This window comes from Pseudomonas sp. FSL R10-1339, assembly GCF_009600545.1.
Lineage (GTDB): Bacteria > Pseudomonadota > Gammaproteobacteria > Pseudomonadales > Pseudomonadaceae > Aquipseudomonas > Aquipseudomonas bubulae.
This window is the reverse complement of record NZ_WIVQ01000028.1, coordinates 37,826-54,951: the sequence shown is the minus strand read 5'-3', so window position 1 is coordinate 54,951 and position 17,126 is coordinate 37,826. Positions and strand designations below refer to the sequence as shown.

16 protein-coding genes are annotated in these 17,126 nt (G+C 59.9%); 8 read left to right on the top strand and 8 right to left on the bottom strand.

The window, feature by feature from the left end; translation table 11 throughout:
* The first annotated feature begins 110 nt into the window (after positions 1-110).
* A complete protein-coding gene (locus GHO03_RS11160; protein WP_095023557.1) occupies positions 111-791 on the top strand; it encodes a GNAT family N-acetyltransferase in 681 nt (226 codons plus the stop codon).
* A gap of 49 nt (positions 792-840) precedes the next feature.
* Positions 841-1,692: a CAP domain-containing protein gene (locus GHO03_RS11155; RefSeq protein WP_095000449.1), complete on the top strand. Its 852-nt coding sequence runs from the start codon at positions 841-843 to the stop codon at positions 1,690-1,692.
* A gap of 80 nt (positions 1,693-1,772) precedes the next feature.
* Here GHO03_RS11155 and mqo read toward each other — a convergent pair whose 3' ends face one another.
* Positions 1,773-3,419 (bottom strand): malate dehydrogenase (quinone), encoded by a 1,647-nt coding sequence (mqo, locus tag GHO03_RS11150; RefSeq protein WP_095000450.1) that lies wholly within the window; start codon positions 3,417-3,419, stop codon positions 1,773-1,775.
* Between the two features lie 411 nt (positions 3,420-3,830).
* On the opposite strand from mqo, the gene GHO03_RS11145 reads away from it, so the two are divergent.
* On the top strand, positions 3,831-4,202 hold the full coding sequence (locus GHO03_RS11145) for a hypothetical protein (protein WP_095000451.1): 372 nt from the start codon (positions 3,831-3,833) through the stop codon (positions 4,200-4,202).
* Between the two features lie 3 nt (positions 4,203-4,205).
* Complete coding sequence (locus GHO03_RS11140) at positions 4,206-4,388, top strand: DUF1289 domain-containing protein (protein WP_322213008.1); 183 nt, start codon at positions 4,206-4,208, stop codon at positions 4,386-4,388.
* A 5-nt stretch (positions 4,389-4,393) separates the two neighbouring features.
* Here GHO03_RS11140 and yghX read toward each other — a convergent pair whose 3' ends face one another.
* Positions 4,394-5,278, bottom strand: coding sequence for a YghX family hydrolase (gene yghX, locus GHO03_RS11135; protein WP_095039077.1), 885 nt, complete (start codon positions 5,276-5,278; stop codon positions 4,394-4,396).
* 150 nt (positions 5,279-5,428) lie between these two features.
* Here yghX and GHO03_RS11130 point away from each other — a divergent pair, with 150 nt between their 5' ends.
* Positions 5,429-5,899: an FAD/FMN-containing dehydrogenase gene (locus GHO03_RS11130; protein WP_095039076.1), complete on the top strand. Its 471-nt coding sequence runs from the start codon at positions 5,429-5,431 to the stop codon at positions 5,897-5,899.
* A gap of 26 nt (positions 5,900-5,925) precedes the next feature.
* Here the strand turns inward: GHO03_RS11130 and GHO03_RS11125 are convergent, their stop codons facing one another.
* The gene (locus GHO03_RS11125) at positions 5,926-6,615 is read right to left on the bottom strand and encodes an HAD-IA family hydrolase (protein ID WP_133144519.1); all 690 of its coding nucleotides are present in this window, start codon (positions 6,613-6,615) and stop codon (positions 5,926-5,928) included.
* Positions 6,616-6,819: 204 nt separating this feature from the next.
* Here GHO03_RS11125 and aroE point away from each other — a divergent pair, with 204 nt between their 5' ends.
* The 3 genes from aroE to GHO03_RS11110 all read left to right on the top strand — a co-directional run bounded on the left by aroE (position 6,820) and on the right by GHO03_RS11110 (position 9,774).
* Entirely contained in the window at positions 6,820-7,635 is an 816-nt protein-coding gene (aroE, locus tag GHO03_RS11120) for a shikimate dehydrogenase (protein ID WP_153399832.1), read from the top strand.
* 61 nt (positions 7,636-7,696) lie between these two features.
* A complete protein-coding gene (locus tag GHO03_RS11115) occupies positions 7,697-9,139 on the top strand; it encodes an MFS transporter (RefSeq protein WP_095000457.1) in 1,443 nt (480 codons plus the stop codon).
* 257 nt (positions 9,140-9,396) lie between these two features.
* Complete coding sequence (locus GHO03_RS11110) at positions 9,397-9,774, top strand: DUF1640 domain-containing protein (RefSeq protein ID WP_095000458.1); 378 nt, start codon at positions 9,397-9,399, stop codon at positions 9,772-9,774.
* A 242-nt stretch (positions 9,775-10,016) separates the two neighbouring features.
* Here GHO03_RS11110 and GHO03_RS11105 read toward each other — a convergent pair whose 3' ends face one another.
* Genes GHO03_RS11105 through GHO03_RS11085 form a run of 5 tightly spaced genes read right to left on the bottom strand, consistent with a single transcriptional unit; the run spans position 10,017 to position 17,059 of the window.
* Positions 10,017-11,201, bottom strand: a complete 1,185-nt coding sequence (locus GHO03_RS11105) for a type III PLP-dependent enzyme (RefSeq protein WP_153379303.1) — start codon at positions 11,199-11,201, stop codon at positions 10,017-10,019.
* The gene (locus tag GHO03_RS11100; RefSeq protein WP_153399830.1) at positions 11,198-12,958 is read right to left on the bottom strand and encodes an IucA/IucC family siderophore biosynthesis protein; all 1,761 of its coding nucleotides are present in this window, start codon (positions 12,956-12,958) and stop codon (positions 11,198-11,200) included. Before GHO03_RS11100 ends, GHO03_RS11105 begins: the two co-directional genes overlap by 4 nt.
* Positions 12,955-14,097 (bottom strand): MFS transporter, encoded by a 1,143-nt coding sequence (locus GHO03_RS11095; RefSeq protein ID WP_153379299.1) that lies wholly within the window; start codon positions 14,095-14,097, stop codon positions 12,955-12,957. Before GHO03_RS11095 ends, GHO03_RS11100 begins: the two co-directional genes overlap by 4 nt.
* Positions 14,082-15,863, bottom strand: a complete 1,782-nt coding sequence (locus tag GHO03_RS11090) for an IucA/IucC family protein (RefSeq protein ID WP_153399828.1) — start codon at positions 15,861-15,863, stop codon at positions 14,082-14,084. The genes GHO03_RS11095 and GHO03_RS11090 overlap by 16 nt, the downstream gene beginning before the upstream one ends.
* Positions 15,860-17,059, bottom strand: coding sequence for an acetyl-CoA carboxylase biotin carboxylase subunit family protein (locus tag GHO03_RS11085; RefSeq protein ID WP_153379297.1), 1,200 nt, complete (start codon positions 17,057-17,059; stop codon positions 15,860-15,862). Before GHO03_RS11085 ends, GHO03_RS11090 begins: the two co-directional genes overlap by 4 nt.
* Positions 17,060-17,126: the final 67 nt, after the last annotated feature.

Sequence of the window (17,126 nt, the reverse complement as noted above, 5' to 3'; positions counted from 1 at the left end):
ATCCGGCTTAACGCCATGCTGCGCGACGGCACAGCATGGCGAACGTAAATGACTGGGCAAGACAGTTGCTGCTACGAATTGTGCTGCGGCACACTATAGAAACCATCCCCATGACCACCCTCAGCCATTACGATTCCCCAGTCAGCGAACCGATCAACAGCCAGATCCTGCAGCTCGTGGTCGATCACCTGAGCGATATCAGTGCGATGGAAATCGCCCCGAGCAATCTGCTGTACAGCATTTATCAGTACGCCATCGGCTTTGAAGTGCATCTGTACCTGCAGGCACTCGACGGCACCAAAGGCATTGCGGTCGAGCTGATTGTCGCCACCGATGCCCAGGACCCGGAAAAAGTAACGGGCTTCGCCTTGTACCTGCCTTTCAAGGACGACCCCCAGGCCTGCGGCATTGCCTATATGGCCGAGCTGGCCAGCCACCGCCATCTGGGGGTGACCCGTTCGATGCTCGAGGAAGTCGTGCGCCGCTACCCTCACACCGAGCTGACTTGCAGTGTGACCAAGGTTGCGGAATTCGAGGCAATGGGGCTGCAAGTCATCGGTACCCGCGGCCCGCAAGTGCTGATGAACACCCGTGACCATAGCAGCGACGGCCTGATGGCCGTGCTCGACGTCGCCGCGATCTACCAGTCCACCGAAGTGCGCCAGATCCATACCTACCTGCTGCAACGCAACGGCAAAAAGGCCATGCTCGACGCCGAGAAGAAACGTGATCGCCAGATCGATCAACTGACTGCCCGGGCCAAAGCCTTTGTGGCCCTGGCAAAAGACTAAAGGGGCGAAATAACGCATCATGGTTGCACTCCGTTAAGAGGGAACCCGTATGCGCGCTCACTTCACCCTGCCCCGTCTCGGCGCCTTGACACTGAGTCTGGTGTTCAGCGCTGGCGCCGTGGCCAGCGAAGAATCGCAACTGATCGACTCGATCAATGCTTACCGCAGCCAGATTCAATTGTGCGCAGGGCAGGCCTCGCAAGAGTTGCCGCCACTGTCGGCCGACACCCGCCTGGTGCTGCCGGCCAGCAGTTTTGGCGATTTGCAGCAAGCCCTGGCACAGGCGGCATACCCGATGGTCAACGTACAGGCGATCAACCTGTCCGGCCCCCGTGACGCCCAGGCCGCCATGAAAGCCGTCCAGGAAAGCTTTTGCCGCGTGGTGCTGGACCCGCAATTTGTCGATATCGGCGTCAGCCACGACCAGCGTGACTGGCGCATCGTTCTGGCCCGTCCGCTGCTGGCGGCACGCCTGGGAGACTGGCAGGCCGAAGGCCAGAAGGTCCTCGAGATGCTCAACAGCGCCCGTAACCAACCCCGCCAATGCGGCACCCAGGCCTTCGGCCCTGCCGCGCCCCTGACCTGGAACACCACCCTGGCTAGCGCTGCCGAGAGTCATTCACGGGACATGGCCAACAATAACTACTTCGATCACAAGGGCCGCGATGGCAGCACCCCGGGGGATCGCGCTGAACTGGCGGGCTATATCGCGCAGCAGATCGGTGAAAATATCGCCGCCGGGCAGGACACCACGCGCAAGCTGGTCGACGGCTGGCTGGCCAGCCCTGGTCATTGCGCCAACGTGATGAATCCGGGGTTTCGCGAGCTGGGCGCAGCCTACGCGGTAGACCCAAAAAGTGATGCAGGGATTTACTGGACGGCCCTGTTCGGGACGCAGTGAGGTATTGCGAAGGGGTTGAGCGAGGCGGTAACGCGAGATAAAGCAGCCCCACCCGAGCAGCGTCGGGTGGGGCCGTTTTTTTACAGCGCCATGTCAGCCGCTGGGTTGCTTGGAGCAGGCTTTGCCGGCTCCGTAGCAGGCGTTGCAGTGTGAGTTGCCGCCGGGATCGCCGGTGGTGGAGTCAATTGCAGGACTTCAGCCGTGTAGGCCCACTCTTGGGCAACGCGATCAGGATCGCCGTTCAGCTTGGTGCCATAGCTCGGCACGATCTGGTGCAGCTTCGCTTGCCACTCCGGTGTTGCAACCTTGTCCTTGAACACGGTTTCAAGCACGGTGAGCATGATCGGTGCAGCCGTGGAGGCACCCGGGGATGCGCCCAGCAGACCGGCGATGCTGCCATCTTTGGCGCTGACAATCTCGGTACCGAGTTTCAGCACGCCGCCCTTCTCTTCGTCACGCTTGATGATCTGCACGCGCTGACCGGCCTGCCACAGGCGCCAGTCTTCGGACTTGGCGTTCGGGAAGTACTCTTTCAACGCATTGAAGCGGTCTTCGTCCGACAGCATCAGCTGGCCGGCCAGGTATTCAACCAGTGGGTACTGTTCGATACCCACTTTGGTCATTGGCCAGATGTTGTGCGGGGTGGTGCTGGTCAGCAGGTCGAAGTACGAACCTTCTTTCAGGAACTTGGTCGAGAAAGTCGCGAACGGGCCAAACAGGATAACGCGCTTGCCATCCAGCACGCGGGTGTCCAGGTGCGGAACCGACATCGGTGGCGCACCAACCGAAGCCTTGCCGTAGGCCTTGGCCAGATGCTGCTCGGCAACAGTCGGGTTATCGGTTACCAGGAACGAGCCGCCAACCGGGAAGCCTGCGTATTCCTTGGCTTCAGGAATGCCGGACTTCTGCAGCAGGTGCAGGGCACCGCCGCCAGCGCCGATAAAGACGAACTTGGCGTCAGTTTCGGTTTTGCTGCCATCTTTCAGGTTTTTGTACACCACGCGCCACGAACCATCTTCATTGCGCTTGATGTCTTCAACTTCGCTCGACAGTTTCAGCGAGAAGTTAGGCTTGGTTTGCAGGTAAGCCGCGAACTGGCGTGTGATTTCGCCGAAGTTCACGTCAGTACCGATCGGAGACCAGGTGGCCGCGACTTTCTGGTTGGGATCGCGCCCTTCCATCATCAGCGGAACCCACTTCTTGATCTGCACCGGGTCTTCGGAGTACTGCATGCCCGCGAACAGAGGGCTGGCCTGCAGGGCTTCATAGCGCTTTTTCAAGAACTTGATGTTGTCATCGCCCCACACAAAACTCATGTGCGGCGTGGAGTTGATAAACGAGCGCGGATCTTTCAGTACGCCGTTCTTGACCTGCCACGACCAGAACTGACGCGATACCTGGAAAGCCTCATTGATTTCAATGGCCTTCGGGATTTCAACGTTGCCGTTCTTGTCTTCCGGCGTGTAGTTCAGCTCAGCCAGGGCGGAGTGACCGGTACCTGCGTTGTTCCAGCCGTTGGAGCTTTCCAGGGCAACGCCATCGAGACGTTCAATCATCTCCATGGACATGCCGGGTTCCAGCTCGTTGAGCCATACACCCAGAGTAGCGCTCATGATGCCGCCGCCGATCAGCAGTACATCCACGTGTTTAGGTTCTGCCGCATGCACGGAGGTAATCCCCATGGTCAGCGCCAGGCCCAGTAGCCCCTTGTTCATTTTTTTTAACATGTTGTAGTACCTAAGATAAAACGCCATCTGCCCGGCACTCGGTGCCTGAATTTGCCTGACCCACTACAGACGGTCACCTGCAATCGAGCCAGCTTCAAGCCCCGAACGGGCAGACATATAAGGCCTGTGCACGTTACAGACCTCACTTCATGTACCTTGGGCGCTGATCTCTTGTTGGTCTTGGCTTCAGCTACTTGGGTAACATTTTGGGTACAGCGGATGTGACTCCCTTGATGTCCGGCCTGCTCGCGGCTCCTTCCGGGGAACCTGCGTGGGCATGACGCTCCAGGGCGGCCAGCCGACTTACCGCGACATTCTACCTCAGGTGGCACTCTGGGCGAAGCAGCAGTAGCCAAGCCCCGCGCTCAGGTATAATCGTGCCTTTGCCCCGCCTATCAACAGGATTCACCCATGTCTTTAAGCAAACGCACCCAGGCACAGATCGAACGTCGCCTGATCACCTCCCTGACCGAGGCCTGCGAAACGGCCAAATCACAGATCCCGGGGTTTGCCTGGTTGACCCATGTTGTTGACTACGAGGCCTTCCCGGCCAGCCTGAAGGTGGTCTGGGTGTTCGATACGCAAGCCAGCAAAGACTTCGCCCTGGCCGATGGCGAGGCGCGCTATATGGGTGAACTGACGGCCCAGGCGCTGGCGGATGCCGGCGTAAAGGTGCGTAACGGCTCGGCCCATGTATTCTTCGATTCAGAAGAAGAGTGCCAGCGCAGTTGTGGCGGCAACTGGCCCAAGCGCCTGGCGCAAAAACAGACCGGACGCAGTTGAACCGTGGCAAAAGACATTGAAAACCCGTGCATTGCAGTTTGCCATTTAAGTGGTGAGCTCTGCGTGAGCTGCGGTCGAACCCGGGAAGATATCCGCAAGTGGCGGGGCATGAAGCGCCCGGAAAAAATGGCCGCCGTGCAGCGCGCCAGCGCTCGCCTCAAGAGCCTGCGCAAGAAGAACGGCTAAGCCCGCTACGCCAGATACTTGCCGAACCAGCCCAGGGTCCTGTTCCAGGCCAGAGTAGCCGCGGCTTCATCGTAGCGAGGCGTCGAGTCGTTATGAAAGCCGTGATTCACTCCCGGGTAGATATGCGCTTCATGGACTTTACCGTTGCTGTTCAACGCCTGCTCAAAAGCTGGCCAGCCGTCATTGATCCGTGTATCCAGCCCGGCGTAGTGCAGCATCAACGGTGCCTGGATACGGGCGACCTCGTCTGCACCGGGCTGGCGCCCGTAAAACGACACTGCAGCTCCCAGCTCCGGGTAGGCCACTGCCGCCGCATTGGCCACCCCGCCGCCATAGCAGAACCCGGTAATCCCAACTTTGCCGGTACTGGCATCATGCTGCATCAACCACTCCACCGCCGCGAAGAAGTCATTCATCAGCCTGGCAGGGTCGACTTTTTGCTGCAACGCCAGGCCTTGCTCGTCATTGCCGGGATATCCGCCCACTGACGTCAGGCCATCGGGTGCCAGAGCGATATATCCCGCCTTGCCCAGGCGCCGGGCAACATCTTCGATGTAAGGATTCAGCCCGCGGTTCTCATGCACCACCACCACGGCCGGCAGCTTGCCTGCTGCCTTGGCTGGCCGCACCAGATAACCGCGCACCTGGCCGTTGCCCCTGGGCGATGGGTACATGATGTACTCGGCAATGATATCCGGGTCGGTAAAGGAGACCTGCTCGGCGAGTGCGTAGTCTGGGCTCAACGCCGTCAGCACCGATAACGCAGTGGTGCCCAGGGCGAATACAGCAGCACGGTCAAGAAACTCGCGACGGTTGATCTTGCCGTGGGCGTAGTAGTCATAAAGCTCAAGCAATTCAGGGGCAAAGTCTTTCGCTGTCAGACGCGTCATCTTGGCGTTTCCTTGGGCTGGTAGCGCTTAACCATAGAGCAATTTGTAGCTAAATGCGTCTCAGACCTTTTACCTTGTGCTGTGGGATACCATACCGGCCATGCCTGAAACCTGTCAGGCCAGAACCATTAACTGAAGGGGTATCAAACGGTGAGAATTGCACTTGTGCTGTTGTTGAGCGCGTTTTCCATGCTGGCCCAGGCCGCGAATATCGGTGAGCGCCTGACGCCATGGACCCTGAACGACCAGCATGACCAACCCTACACCCTGGACGAAAAAACCCAGGTGCTGCTGGTAGCGCGCAACATGGACGGCTCCAAGCTGGTCAAGGCTGCGCTGGAAAACCAGGCCAAGGGCTACCTGGAAGCACGCAATGTGGTGTTTCTCGCCGATGTGCAGCGCATGCCCTCGCTGATCGGCAAATTTATCGCCATCCCGGCCATGCGTGACTACAGCTACCGTGTTGTGCTTGACCGCGACGGGGCTGTTGCCGCCCAGTACCCCGGTGCCGAAGACAAGGTACTGTGGCTGCAACTGGAGAGTGGCAAACTAATGTCACAGCAAGAGTTTTCCAGCGCCGACGAATTGCGTGCGGCACTGGAAAAACTGCCGGTGCAATAATCGCGTGTAAGGGATCTGGCTAGCACTTATCGCATCGGCGGCAAACCATAAGCCGCCAGATCAAAGTCGGCCAGCTGGCGGATGATCAGGTCGGCATGCGTGTACTTGCTGTCGGCCATGGCTACATCAGGTACGGCAATCGCAGTCATGTTGGCGGCTTTGGCAGCCGTTACCCCGAAAGGCGAATCTTCGAATACCAGGCAGTGCTCGGGCGCAACACCCAGGCGCCGTGCCGCCGTCAGGAAGATATCCGGTGCAGGCTTGGCTGCCCCCACTTCAGGGTCGTCAGCGGTGACAATGGTGTCGAACAGCTCAAACCACTCACCATGCAAGGTGGTTTTGTGGGCAAAGGAATGTTGCGATGAACTGGTGCCCACGGCAATTGGCACCTTGTGGGCCTTGAGATGGCGCACCAGCGCCTCGGCACCCGGCATGCCCGTGGCTTTGGGGAAGCGTTCTTTTAGCAACGGCTCGCGGACAACCAGAAATTCCTGCGCGGTGATCGGCAATTCCAGCGCCTTGACCAGAAATTCTGCCAGGTCCAGGGCGCCACGGCCGATGATGTGCTGCTTGATGCTCCAGTCATAGGTGCGACCGTAGCGTTCGGCGATGATCTGCGTGACTTCGGTGTAAATACCCTCAGTATCCAGCAATAACCCGTCCATATCGAAAATCACGGCCTTGATCGGGCCGACAACAGCACGCGGTGTAGTCATCACAACAAATCCGTTGGCAGGAAGGATTCAGCACCATAACACCGGGAGAAGCACAATGTGCTGCAGACATCGTCAATCATCAACTCTCAGCTGATGATCAGCATCCGTGATCACGGCATCAACATATACGATTGGCACACTGCGCTGCAGGGGTTGAAAGTGGGCTTATTGCCCCACTCATAAATCCAATACTAGGAGGCACGCATGCCCCAGTCCCTGCCAACCCTGTGCGGTTCGATCATGGGCTCGCCCTTTTCTCTCTCTGCGAAAATCCACAATGCGGCCTACGCGGCCCTGGGCCTGGACTACACCTTCGTATGCTTCGGCATCGAGGACCCGGTGGCGGGCGTCGCGGCCATCCGCGCATTGGGTGTGCGCGGCATGAACGTGTCCATGCCCTACAAAACCGTCGTGATGGAGCATCTGGACGCGATCGATGAGTCCGCACTGGTCATTGGCGCGGTCAACACCATCAATAACATCGACGGCGTTCTCACCGGCTACAACACCGACTACCTCGGTGCAGTACGCGCCCTGCAGGAAGTCTGCGAACTCAACAACCAGCGCATTGCCGTAATTGGCGCCGGAGGCGCAGCGCGGGCCGTGGTCTTTGGCTGCCTGCAAGCGGCAGCCCGGGTCACGGTGTTCAACCGCAGCAGTGAGCGTGGCCAGGCGCTGGCCGCAGATCTGGGTGCACGCTGGGGTGGCAGTGTCGGGGCCTTTGCTGCCCGTGATTTCGACATCGTGATCAATGCCACCAGCGTGGGCTTCAAGCAGCCCGACAACAATCCGCTGGACGGGCTGCTGGCCAGCCATCTGATCGTCATGGATGTAGCCTTTATGCCCGTGCGTACCGCCTTGCTTCTGCAAGCCGCCGCGCTGGGCTGCCGCACCGTGTCCGGCACACGCATGCTGGTGCAGCAGGCCTGCCGGCAAATCGAGTTGTACACCGGCATGGAGGCCCCCATCGACATCATGGAGCAGGCCATGCTCGAGGAGATACATCGACTCAAATTGTAAGCCCCCCCTGCTGCCTATCGATAACAAGATGCCGTCAAGGCGCCTACCAGAAGGTACCAACATGACTCACGATCATGCTTCATCTGATATTGAATTGGTCCCCGAAAGCCCGGAACACAAAAAAGACCTGCACCGCGCTGCCTGGGCCTGCTCCCTGGGCAGTGCGCTGGAATACTACGACTTTGCCCTCTACACCCTGGCAGCGGCGCTGATTTTCGGGCCGCTGTTCTTTCCTGAACAAACCCGCACCATGAGCCTGATTGCCAGCTTCGGCACCTACTTCCTGGGCTTCGCGATAAGGCCATTGGGTGGTGTGCTGTTCGGCATGATCGGCGACCGCGTGGGACGCAAGTTCGTGCTCACCTCCACGGTGTTGCTGATGGGTATTTCCAGCACCCTGATCGGTGCCCTGCCCACGTTTGATCAAGTCGGCTACCTGGCCCCGGTGCTGCTGGTGGTGCTGCGTTTGCTCCAGGGCCTCGGTGCAGGTGCCGAACAGGCCGGCGCGGCAGTGATGATGACCGAGTATGCACCCCCGGGCCGACGCGGTTTTTACGCTGCCCTGCCGTTCCTTGGCATTCAACTGGGCACCATCCTTGCCGCTCTGGTGTACTTCATGGTTATCAGCAGCAGTGACAACGTGCTCGAAAGCGGATTGTGGCGCATACCGTTCTTCAGCAGCGTGGTGATCGTCGCCCTGGGCCTTTACATGCGCCTGTCGCTCAAGGAGTCGCCGACCTTTATCCGCCTCAAGGCCCTCAAGCGCGTCTGCGACAACCCGCTAAAAAGTGCGATGAAACACTCAAAACCGACGCTGCTGCTGGGCATTGGCCTACGCCTGGGAGAAAACGGCGGGTCTTCGATTTATCAGGCCCTGGCGGTGAGTTACATCGTTGGTGTGGTCGGCCTGCAAGGGCCGGTGGGCGTGCTCACCTTGATCTGCGCCGCCAGCCTGGGTGCTCTGACCGTGCCGATTGCCGGTAAACTCAGCGACCGTTTTGGCCGTGTAGTGGTGTACCGGGCCTTTGCGTTGCTGCAACTGGCACTGGCGTTCCCGGTATGGTGGATACTGAGCCAGGGCAATGTGATCGCGAGCATTATTGCTATCTCTATCGCGCTGGGCATCGGCACCTGGGGCATGTTCGGCACCCAGGCGGCGCTGATGCCTGAACTGTTCGGCTCGCGCCACCGCTATATGGGCGTATCCATTGCCCGGGAAGCCTCGGCGGTGATTGCTGGCGGTATTGCGCCCTTGATTGGCGCCGGGCTGATCGCTCTGGTCGTGGCCAGTCACGATGGCGATGCCAGCGCCGGTATCGGCGCCTGGTTGCCGATTGCCTGCTACCTGTCGCTGCTGACGCTGATCACCCTGTACACCACCTTCAAGACCCCGGAAACCCTCAACCGAGATCTGGACGAGCCCCGTGATGCCTGGGAAATGCTGCCTGCTCACAACGCTCCGCAGATGACGCCACAGCCGGTGGTGCAACCGACGCCACGCTGATGCTGCGTGCTGCAACCTGACTCATGCAAAGAGCCTGCTGACTGCAGGCTTTTTTGCGCCAGCACGATGCTGCTCTCCTCGTAATCATAATCGGTCACCAGAAATACCACCGCGACTGACGCAACGCTAAGAAAGGTCTGACTGTATTGATTCGGGATAAAAGTAGAATCTCAGGCAAGGAGTGAATCGCCCTCACAGTGACAGGAGTCAGGCGTCAGATGGCGGCCCGACGTCACTTGCCAATCGCAGGAGACAATATGAAATCATCCATTACCCTTTACGACGCGCTGACATCCATCAGTATGCCTTCAGGTAAAACTAAAGCCGTTGTCGAAGCCTGGGAGAATGAAGTGAAAGATCTCGCCTCCAAATCAGACCTCGGGCAAACCGAACGGCACCTGAAAGCCTCCATTTCAGAATTGGGCGCTGAACTGCGCGTTCTGATAAGGGAGCAAGGTGTAGAGCTCAGGTCATCCGTCAAGGAACAAGGCCTCGAACTGCGCTCGTCAATTACTGCGCTGGAGGCCCAGGGCAAGATTGTTCACTGGCAGTTCGGCATCATCTTCATTTGCATCAGCGTGCCATCGATCAAATTGGGATATGACTTTCTCAACAGGGCTTTACTGGGGGAGTAAAGCCCTGGCCGACCTTGGTGATGACTTCAACTGAACAGCCTGCATCATTATGGGCTGTTCAGTATCCGGCTTGGGCTTGAAGCAGCTTGCGCATGAAAACCCGGGCAAAGCCGTATTGCGTGGCCCTGTGGGTTTCCTGATAAACGTGCTTTTTATAGATTTCGATGCATACCAGGAATCAGCGTGGATGGCTGATTGCCAAGGATGGAGTTGCCGGCACCCTGGCTGGCAACTCCATGGCATCACCCGTCGATAAACACCTTCAGAGGCGGTTCGTGCATCAGGAAGTTCTGGTGCGAGATATTCCAGGCATAGGCACCCGCCAGGCTAAACACCAGCAGGTCACCAATCGCCAGTTGCGCAACAGGTTGCTGCCTGGCCAGCACATCCTTGGGCGTGCACAACTGGCCTACCAGGGTGACGTCCTGACCGCTTATCTGCGGGGGATTTGTGCCCCGCATAACCGTGAACGGATGGTTATGGTCTTGCGCTGCAGGCGTGCGGAAATGATGAGTGCCGCCTCGACCAATGGCAAAAAATTCGCCGTGGCTGCTTTTGATATCCAGCACCTGCATGACGTAATAGCCGCAGGCTGCGCTGATAAAGCGACCAATTTCGAAGCGGATTCGGGTCGCGCCCATGCCGAACTCATCAACCAGCCCCTTGAGCCCCTGACAAAACCTTGGCCAGTCGAACGACTGCGCCGGGTTCTGGTAGTTGATGCCCATGCCGCCTCCGACATTCAGCACGGGCAGTTGCAGGTCGTGGTCGACACACAACTGGCGGAAAGTCAGGAAGTAGCTGCGTATCAACGCAAGGTGCGCATCGACATCCAGCTGGTGTGACAGCATATGAAAGTGCAGCCCCTTGAGCTCCAGAGACGGCTCTTCGCGCAACAATTGCAGTGCACTTGCCAGCCCCTGCTCGTCCAGCCCGAACGGCGTGGGCTTGCCGCCCATGACCAGCCTGCTCTGCGGTGCCTGCGTCAGCTTGAGGTTCAAGCGCAACATCAGCGCAGCCCTCACGCCACGCTGGCGAGCGATGCGCGCCAGACTGCGAAGCTCGGTCACGCTCTCTACATGAAACGCCGAGATGCTGTACTGCATGGCGATATCCAGTTCACGATCAAGCTTGCCCGGGCCGCCAAAGATCAGTGGCTCGTCGGGGCACTGCTCATGCAGCCAGGTCAGCTCCCCGCCCGAGGCCGCTTCGAAACCGTCTACCCACGGTGCAAGGGTTTTCAACACCCGCGCCTCCGGGTTGGCCTTGGCGGCATAGAACAATTCGCAATTATCGGGCAGCACGGCGCGCATTGCCTTTATATGCTGTTCAAGGGCAGGCAAGTCGTAGACATAGGCACACAATGGCCCCTCGTGCTCAGCCTTGAGCTGTTCGATACAGCGGGTGACAGCGACAGGAAGAGTCATGCGCACTTACTCTTTGCAATAAACGCCAATGGGCTGGGCAGCTGGGTGTAACCTGCTTCGCGATCGGCGCGCATCATCAGACGGGTCATAAAGTTTTCCTTGCCGGGGAATGGCGCACCGGCGCACAACTCGCGCAGCTGCTGCGGATGACCGAGAAGCGCGCACTGTTCGTGCAACAGCTCGCCGGTGCGCGTCCACAACTGTTGTTCCAGAGCCTCGCTACCATTGGCCAGATGAAAAATCGCCTCGCCCAGATTATTCACCAGCGCACAGTAAGCCACCCGCTGCCAGGCCTTTTGCGCGCTGTAGTACACCGAGTTGAGGGTACGCTCGTCGAGCGCGCTCAAGCGCTCTGCCGGCCAGATTTCAGGAACCAGCTTGGTGCCCTCCAGATCGCGGATCCACACCCGGTTCGGCAAGCCGTCCTGAGCAAAGCCGACAACCGTGTTTTGTAAATGCGGCTCCAGCGCCACCCCCTGACGGAACAGGCAGTACAGCACGCCGCCGAGCATTTTCGCGGCATAGGCATCCAGCCAGTTGAGCGTGGCCTGCTCAATGCCCAGGCCGGTGATGTCGGCATAACGTCGAACCTGGTGACGACAGACACTGCGACCTTGCAAGTCCCAGGTAAACAGCGCCATTGCCACCTGCGGCTGATACGCCCCGCGATCGGCCATGGACAGGTTTTCCCGGTAAACGATACCGAAGCATTCGGTGACTTCGCGGGCCTGCTCCAGCGTACCCAAAGCACCGAGATCAAGGCTGGAGGCTGCGGGCTCGGGCATCAGCAAAAAGTCCGGTTGCCGGATTGCCAGCTCGCTCATGACCGGCCGGAGCAGATGAGTCAGGGCCACGGCACTGTCCAGCTCATACCAGGCATTCTTGCGTACGCAATTGGTCAGCCGCACATGCATCGAGAACTTCATGAAATAAGCCAGTTGCGGGTGGTAGAGCGTACGCACCGACGAGGTCGGGAACATGGCCTGACCCAGAGGGCCAAGGTATTCGATCAGACCCTGCTGTTGCGCCCGCTGCACCAGCGGATCGGCCAGTATGCGGGCGACTTCCCAGGGGTGACACGGATAGGCGTCGTCGCGCCCCGACAGTTGCTGCAGGGTACTGCGCGGGTCCTCACCCTGATGGCGAAGCAGCGCCGGGTCGATCTTGAACCAGTGCAACTGAAAACACGCCCCGACCTCAGGCGAACAGGCCAGCAAATCGTTATGGGATATACCCTCGCGGCTTTTCGGTGTCGGGTGCAGGGCATGCCCCCAGAGCTGATGCTGCTCGGATGCCAGCAGGCTGTCGGCAGCTTCGTTGGCCGGACGGGAATGACGCAGGAAGGCCCGGGTGATCTGCAGGCTGTTGGCGAACTGTTGCAGCATCTCGCCGACACGCCCGGCACCACTCAGTGGTGTACACAGAAGGCTGGCCAGTTCCCGGGCCTCCAGTGGCCGCCAGCCCTGCTGGTTGCCCTTGAAATAAGGCGCGCCGATGTAATGACAGCGGCCCAGCAGGCTGGCACTGTCGATGCGCACCACCAAACGGCCGCCCGGCAGGCTGATGCTGATGCAACGAGCGCCGGCCTGACGCAGGCTCATCGGCACATCCTGTGCCTGGTAATTCAGATCGGCTTCGTTGCGCGGCAATGCATATTCGGGCAAATAGCAATTGAGCAGGCACTCGATGGCATGGCGCTGGGCTTCACCATCAAGGGCATGGTCATTCAGGGACAAGGTATTGGGAACGAACGTCATGCCGGAATCTCCCGGGAAGTGATCATTAGAGGGCGCGCCATGACCATGGCGGCCATGGCAGCCAGGCAGGCAACCAGAAAAGGGGATGCAATGCCGCAGGTCTGAGTGACCAGAGCAGCCGTAACACCGGCAGCGGTACCGGCCCATTTGCCGCTGGAGTCAAACCAGCCGAACAGGCGCCCTGCACTGCCTTGCCGGCTGCGCTGACTAAGGCAGCGGTGCAGCCCGACAAAGCTGAGCAGCATGCCCGCGCCACTGAGCAGACGCAGGGCGAACAACGGCTCTGCCTGCACGCTCCAGAATTGCAGCGCATTGCTGATCGCCAGCAGCGCCAGCCCCGGCAACAGGACGTTGCCCTGATGCTTGTGGACCCAGGGCAAGGCCAGCAGATAAACCAAATGCGGCAGGCTGTAGAGCACACCGATCAAGGTGTCGTTACCTATCCCCAATTGTTCACCGTATGGCATGAAGTAGGGAAAGGTGACCACCATGGCGAAGCTGAACAGGAACTGCACCGCCAGCAGGCGCGCCATGTCGGCTGGCAGTTGGCCTGGCGGCGGTTTTTGTTTGCTGTCCAGGGCATGCCCGGGCTTGTCGTTGGGCAGCGCCAACACCAGAACAAATGCCAGCAGCGGCAACCACGCCAGCCAGCTGTAAAGGTTGATGCCCAAGCCCCGGGAGGTCAGCAGCCCCAGCAGGATCGGGCCGCTGATCATTGCCAGCCGTGCCGAATACTGGGTCCAGTTCAGGGCGCGGGACAGCCCGGAGCCCTTGAGCTGGGTCGACAGGTAGGCGTTGGAGGCCGCCATTGCTCCGCCGAAGGTGCCCTGGATAACCAATGCCAGCACGAACACGGTCAGATTGGGGCTCAAGCCTGCCAGCAGAAAACCCGCGAACAACCCGGCATGGGCGCGCAGCAACGACAGACGACAACCGTTGCGATCGGCCCAGCGCCCCCATACTGGCGCGGCCAGGGCGGTGCACAGGGTTGGCAGGACAAACAGCACGCCGATGGCCCATCCCGGCGTGCCGGGCGCGAGGTCGCCCAGGATGTGCGGTAGATAGAGCGGAATCCCCAGCGCCGTAAAGGCCGACAGGTAATGCCCCAACAAGACGCTGGCGATTAAACGGCGCTGCATGGCACCTCCTCCAGCAGGAAATTCGCCGCGCTGTAGCCATAGAACTTGTTGATATCACTGGCACCGGAATGCGCCTTGCTGAACAGGCTGCCGGCGCTGAGCAGGTACTTGACCGGCAACCTTGGGCTGTCGAGCAACCAGCGGCGTGCGTCGTCACAGTTGATGCCTTCGGCTTCGAGTTGCTGCAGACAACCGCTCAAGCGCCGGCGCAGTGTGTCGTACAGGCTGGCTTGAGGCGCCAGCCCCGCTGCCGCAATGGCCTGCAAAATAGCGACGATATTCAGTTGCAGGGTGATGGTGCAGAACATCTCGGCCAAAGGCTGACTGCTGTTGACACGAATGCGCTCATCCTGCAAGGCGGCTGGCAGCCCGGCCAGATCCGCACAAGCTGCAGCGAAACGTTGCGGCCAAAGGCGCGCGGCGTCGTTGTCCTTCATCAACAGGCGCATTGGCCGGCCGTGTTCGAATATCAGCACGGCGTTCTGCTGGTTGGCCTCAAGCGCGATGCCGTATCGCAGCCACAGCCGTAGATGAACCTGCAGTAACAGGTCAAGGTAGTCGTCGAGCCAGTGTTGCAGGGAGCCGGCATAAAAACCCTCGACCAGCTGTTCGAGGAACAGGCGCCCACCCGCAAGAGGGCTGGCCAGTGCAGCCACCGGCACCAGTGTGGTGTGCTCCAGCCCCGCCGGATAGCGGCGCACGATATAGGCCAGATGACGGCTTTGGGCGACATGACCGCCGTGTTGTTCATCTACGTGCAAATAGCGTGATCCCAACTCCGGATCTCGCCTGGCGAGCGCCTGCAAGGTGGTTTCAAACCAGTGGCCGTCGTACAGGGTGGTCGGTTTGATCAGACGCAGATTGCGCGCGCCCAGGGTAGTGACCAGCAACGGTAATTTGATATGCCAATGGGGCTGATCAATGCACACCACCGTACGCACGGACAGCGTCGGCTCAACCTGCATGGCCGTGTGTGGCGCCTTGAGTGCGCCCTCAGGCAAGCCATACTGTTCAAGCACAGCCCAGGTCAACGGATGCACCGGCAGCAGTGAGTGGCTGTTGTGCAAAGTGCCTGGCAAGCCTACCTCCTCGAAACCCGGCCAGTGCGGCGGCTGCACACTGGTGAGGGTCATGGCCTGCTTGGGGATCGCCAGCCAGTTGAGTTTGAAACGCGGTGCAAACTCCGGCGCATAGCGTTCAAGGGCTGCGTCATTGAAGCCGCTTTTGGCCCGTGCAGTCGGGTAGTACGGGTGGTCCAGATAGCTGGCCAGCTGATCAATCTTCAACAGGCGCTGCGACCAGTGCTGGAGCCCGATCACATCGCCGAGCGCGGCGGCATTGCGTTGACCGGCCTGCTTGCACAGGGTCCGGTGTTGCGTGGCGCAATCGGCCTCTTTCAGATACGCCTCGAACAACCCCAGGCTTTCAGCGTCCAGACCCTGGCTCAGGTGGCCAAGCCAGAGCGAGTAGCCACGCTGGACCTCAGGCGGGTGCTGTCGCGATACCCGGATCCAGGCATCGCCGGTAACACTCCAATCCTGCAACGGATACGCCTTGACCACTGGCAGCCACAACTCGTCAGCCGCCAGATCGGTGATCCGCAGCCAGATGCCGCTGGATTGATGCGCAAGCAGCTGATGCAACGCCTCGGGCAGCGGACAGATCCGGCCCTGACTGACAACTCCGCGGATATCTTCACGCAGGCAGCAATCGATGATGCGGCGGGTGATGTAGGCCTGATCGGCAGCTTCTGGTTGCAGGTTCATGCCACCACCCATTTCAGGTCGTTGAGGGTCGAATGCAATTGCGCATCCAGGCTCACGTCATCCGGGGCAATCAGGCGCAATACGCCGACGTAGTCCTTGTTGGAGTGGCTGATGGTCACCGTGTCGCCGGGATGTTGCAGCGCCCGGTAATCGCACCAGTGGTCTGCGGATTCGACATTGAAACTGGCACTGGCCTGATCCAGCCGCCCCGAACGCTCGGCCACCAGATAGTGCACGGTTGCCTGGGCCCGAGCCGGTTGTGCGTCGACCAGCGCCTGCCCCAGATGCAGGGCAACGATTCGGTCAAACCAGCCCTGTGGCAGCAGCCGGTCCAGCAAAAACTCGCGGCCGTCACCGATACTGCGATAGTTGATCTCGACCAGCACCGGGCCTTGTGCGGTGAGGATGAATTCGCTGTGACAAACGCCAAAATTGACCCCGAATGCCGCCACTTGCGCCAGCGCCGCGGTACGCTGTGCGCTGCTTAGCGGGCCATTCCAGCGGGCAGCGAGTTCGACAAAATGGGGCGGCGCAGAAAGGCTTACGTCAAAGCCGCCAATGGCTTGCAGGCTACGACCGTCACCGAGGGTCTCAAGGGTGAACAGTGGCCCTTCCAGGTAAGCCTCCAGCAGCAGTGCACGGTCCGGTTGCTGCTCCCAGAACCGTTCACAGTAAGCACTCAGTTCAGCGGCGTTGTGACACAAGCGCACGTCCAGGCTGGCCACCCCTTCACGGGGCTTGGCCACCACTGGCCATGGCGCATCAGCAGGCAACGCGCAGCCCGAGGCAAGCACCTGGAACCACGGCCCGGGCAGACCCAGACGCTGCATGCGCTCACGCATGGCGGCCTTGTTCTTGGCGGCATGGCACAACCGCCAGTTCTTGCCGGGGCACTCGAACGCCTCCGCCACGACTGCTGTCGCGGTTTGCAGGTGATCGCTGTTGGAAAATACGGCAACCGGGCGCAAACCCTGGCCATTGAGGGTTTCGATGACCGCCAGCGGGTTGAATACATCACATTCGATCACCTGCAGCCGGTCCGGCGAAAGAGACGAGCCGGCAAGCAGGCGACGATGTTCCTGAGCATGATCGGTGATCAGCACAATTGGCAGCCCGCGCTGCTGCGCGGCTGGCATAAAGCCCTCGAGAATGGCTGGGTGTGTGACGTGAGCAAGGATGACGAATGGACGTTGCATGGCACTTTCCTGGGGGCAACAGTTGCCCGTCCCGCAGGATGGGCAACTGATTTACAAAAGCGCGTGT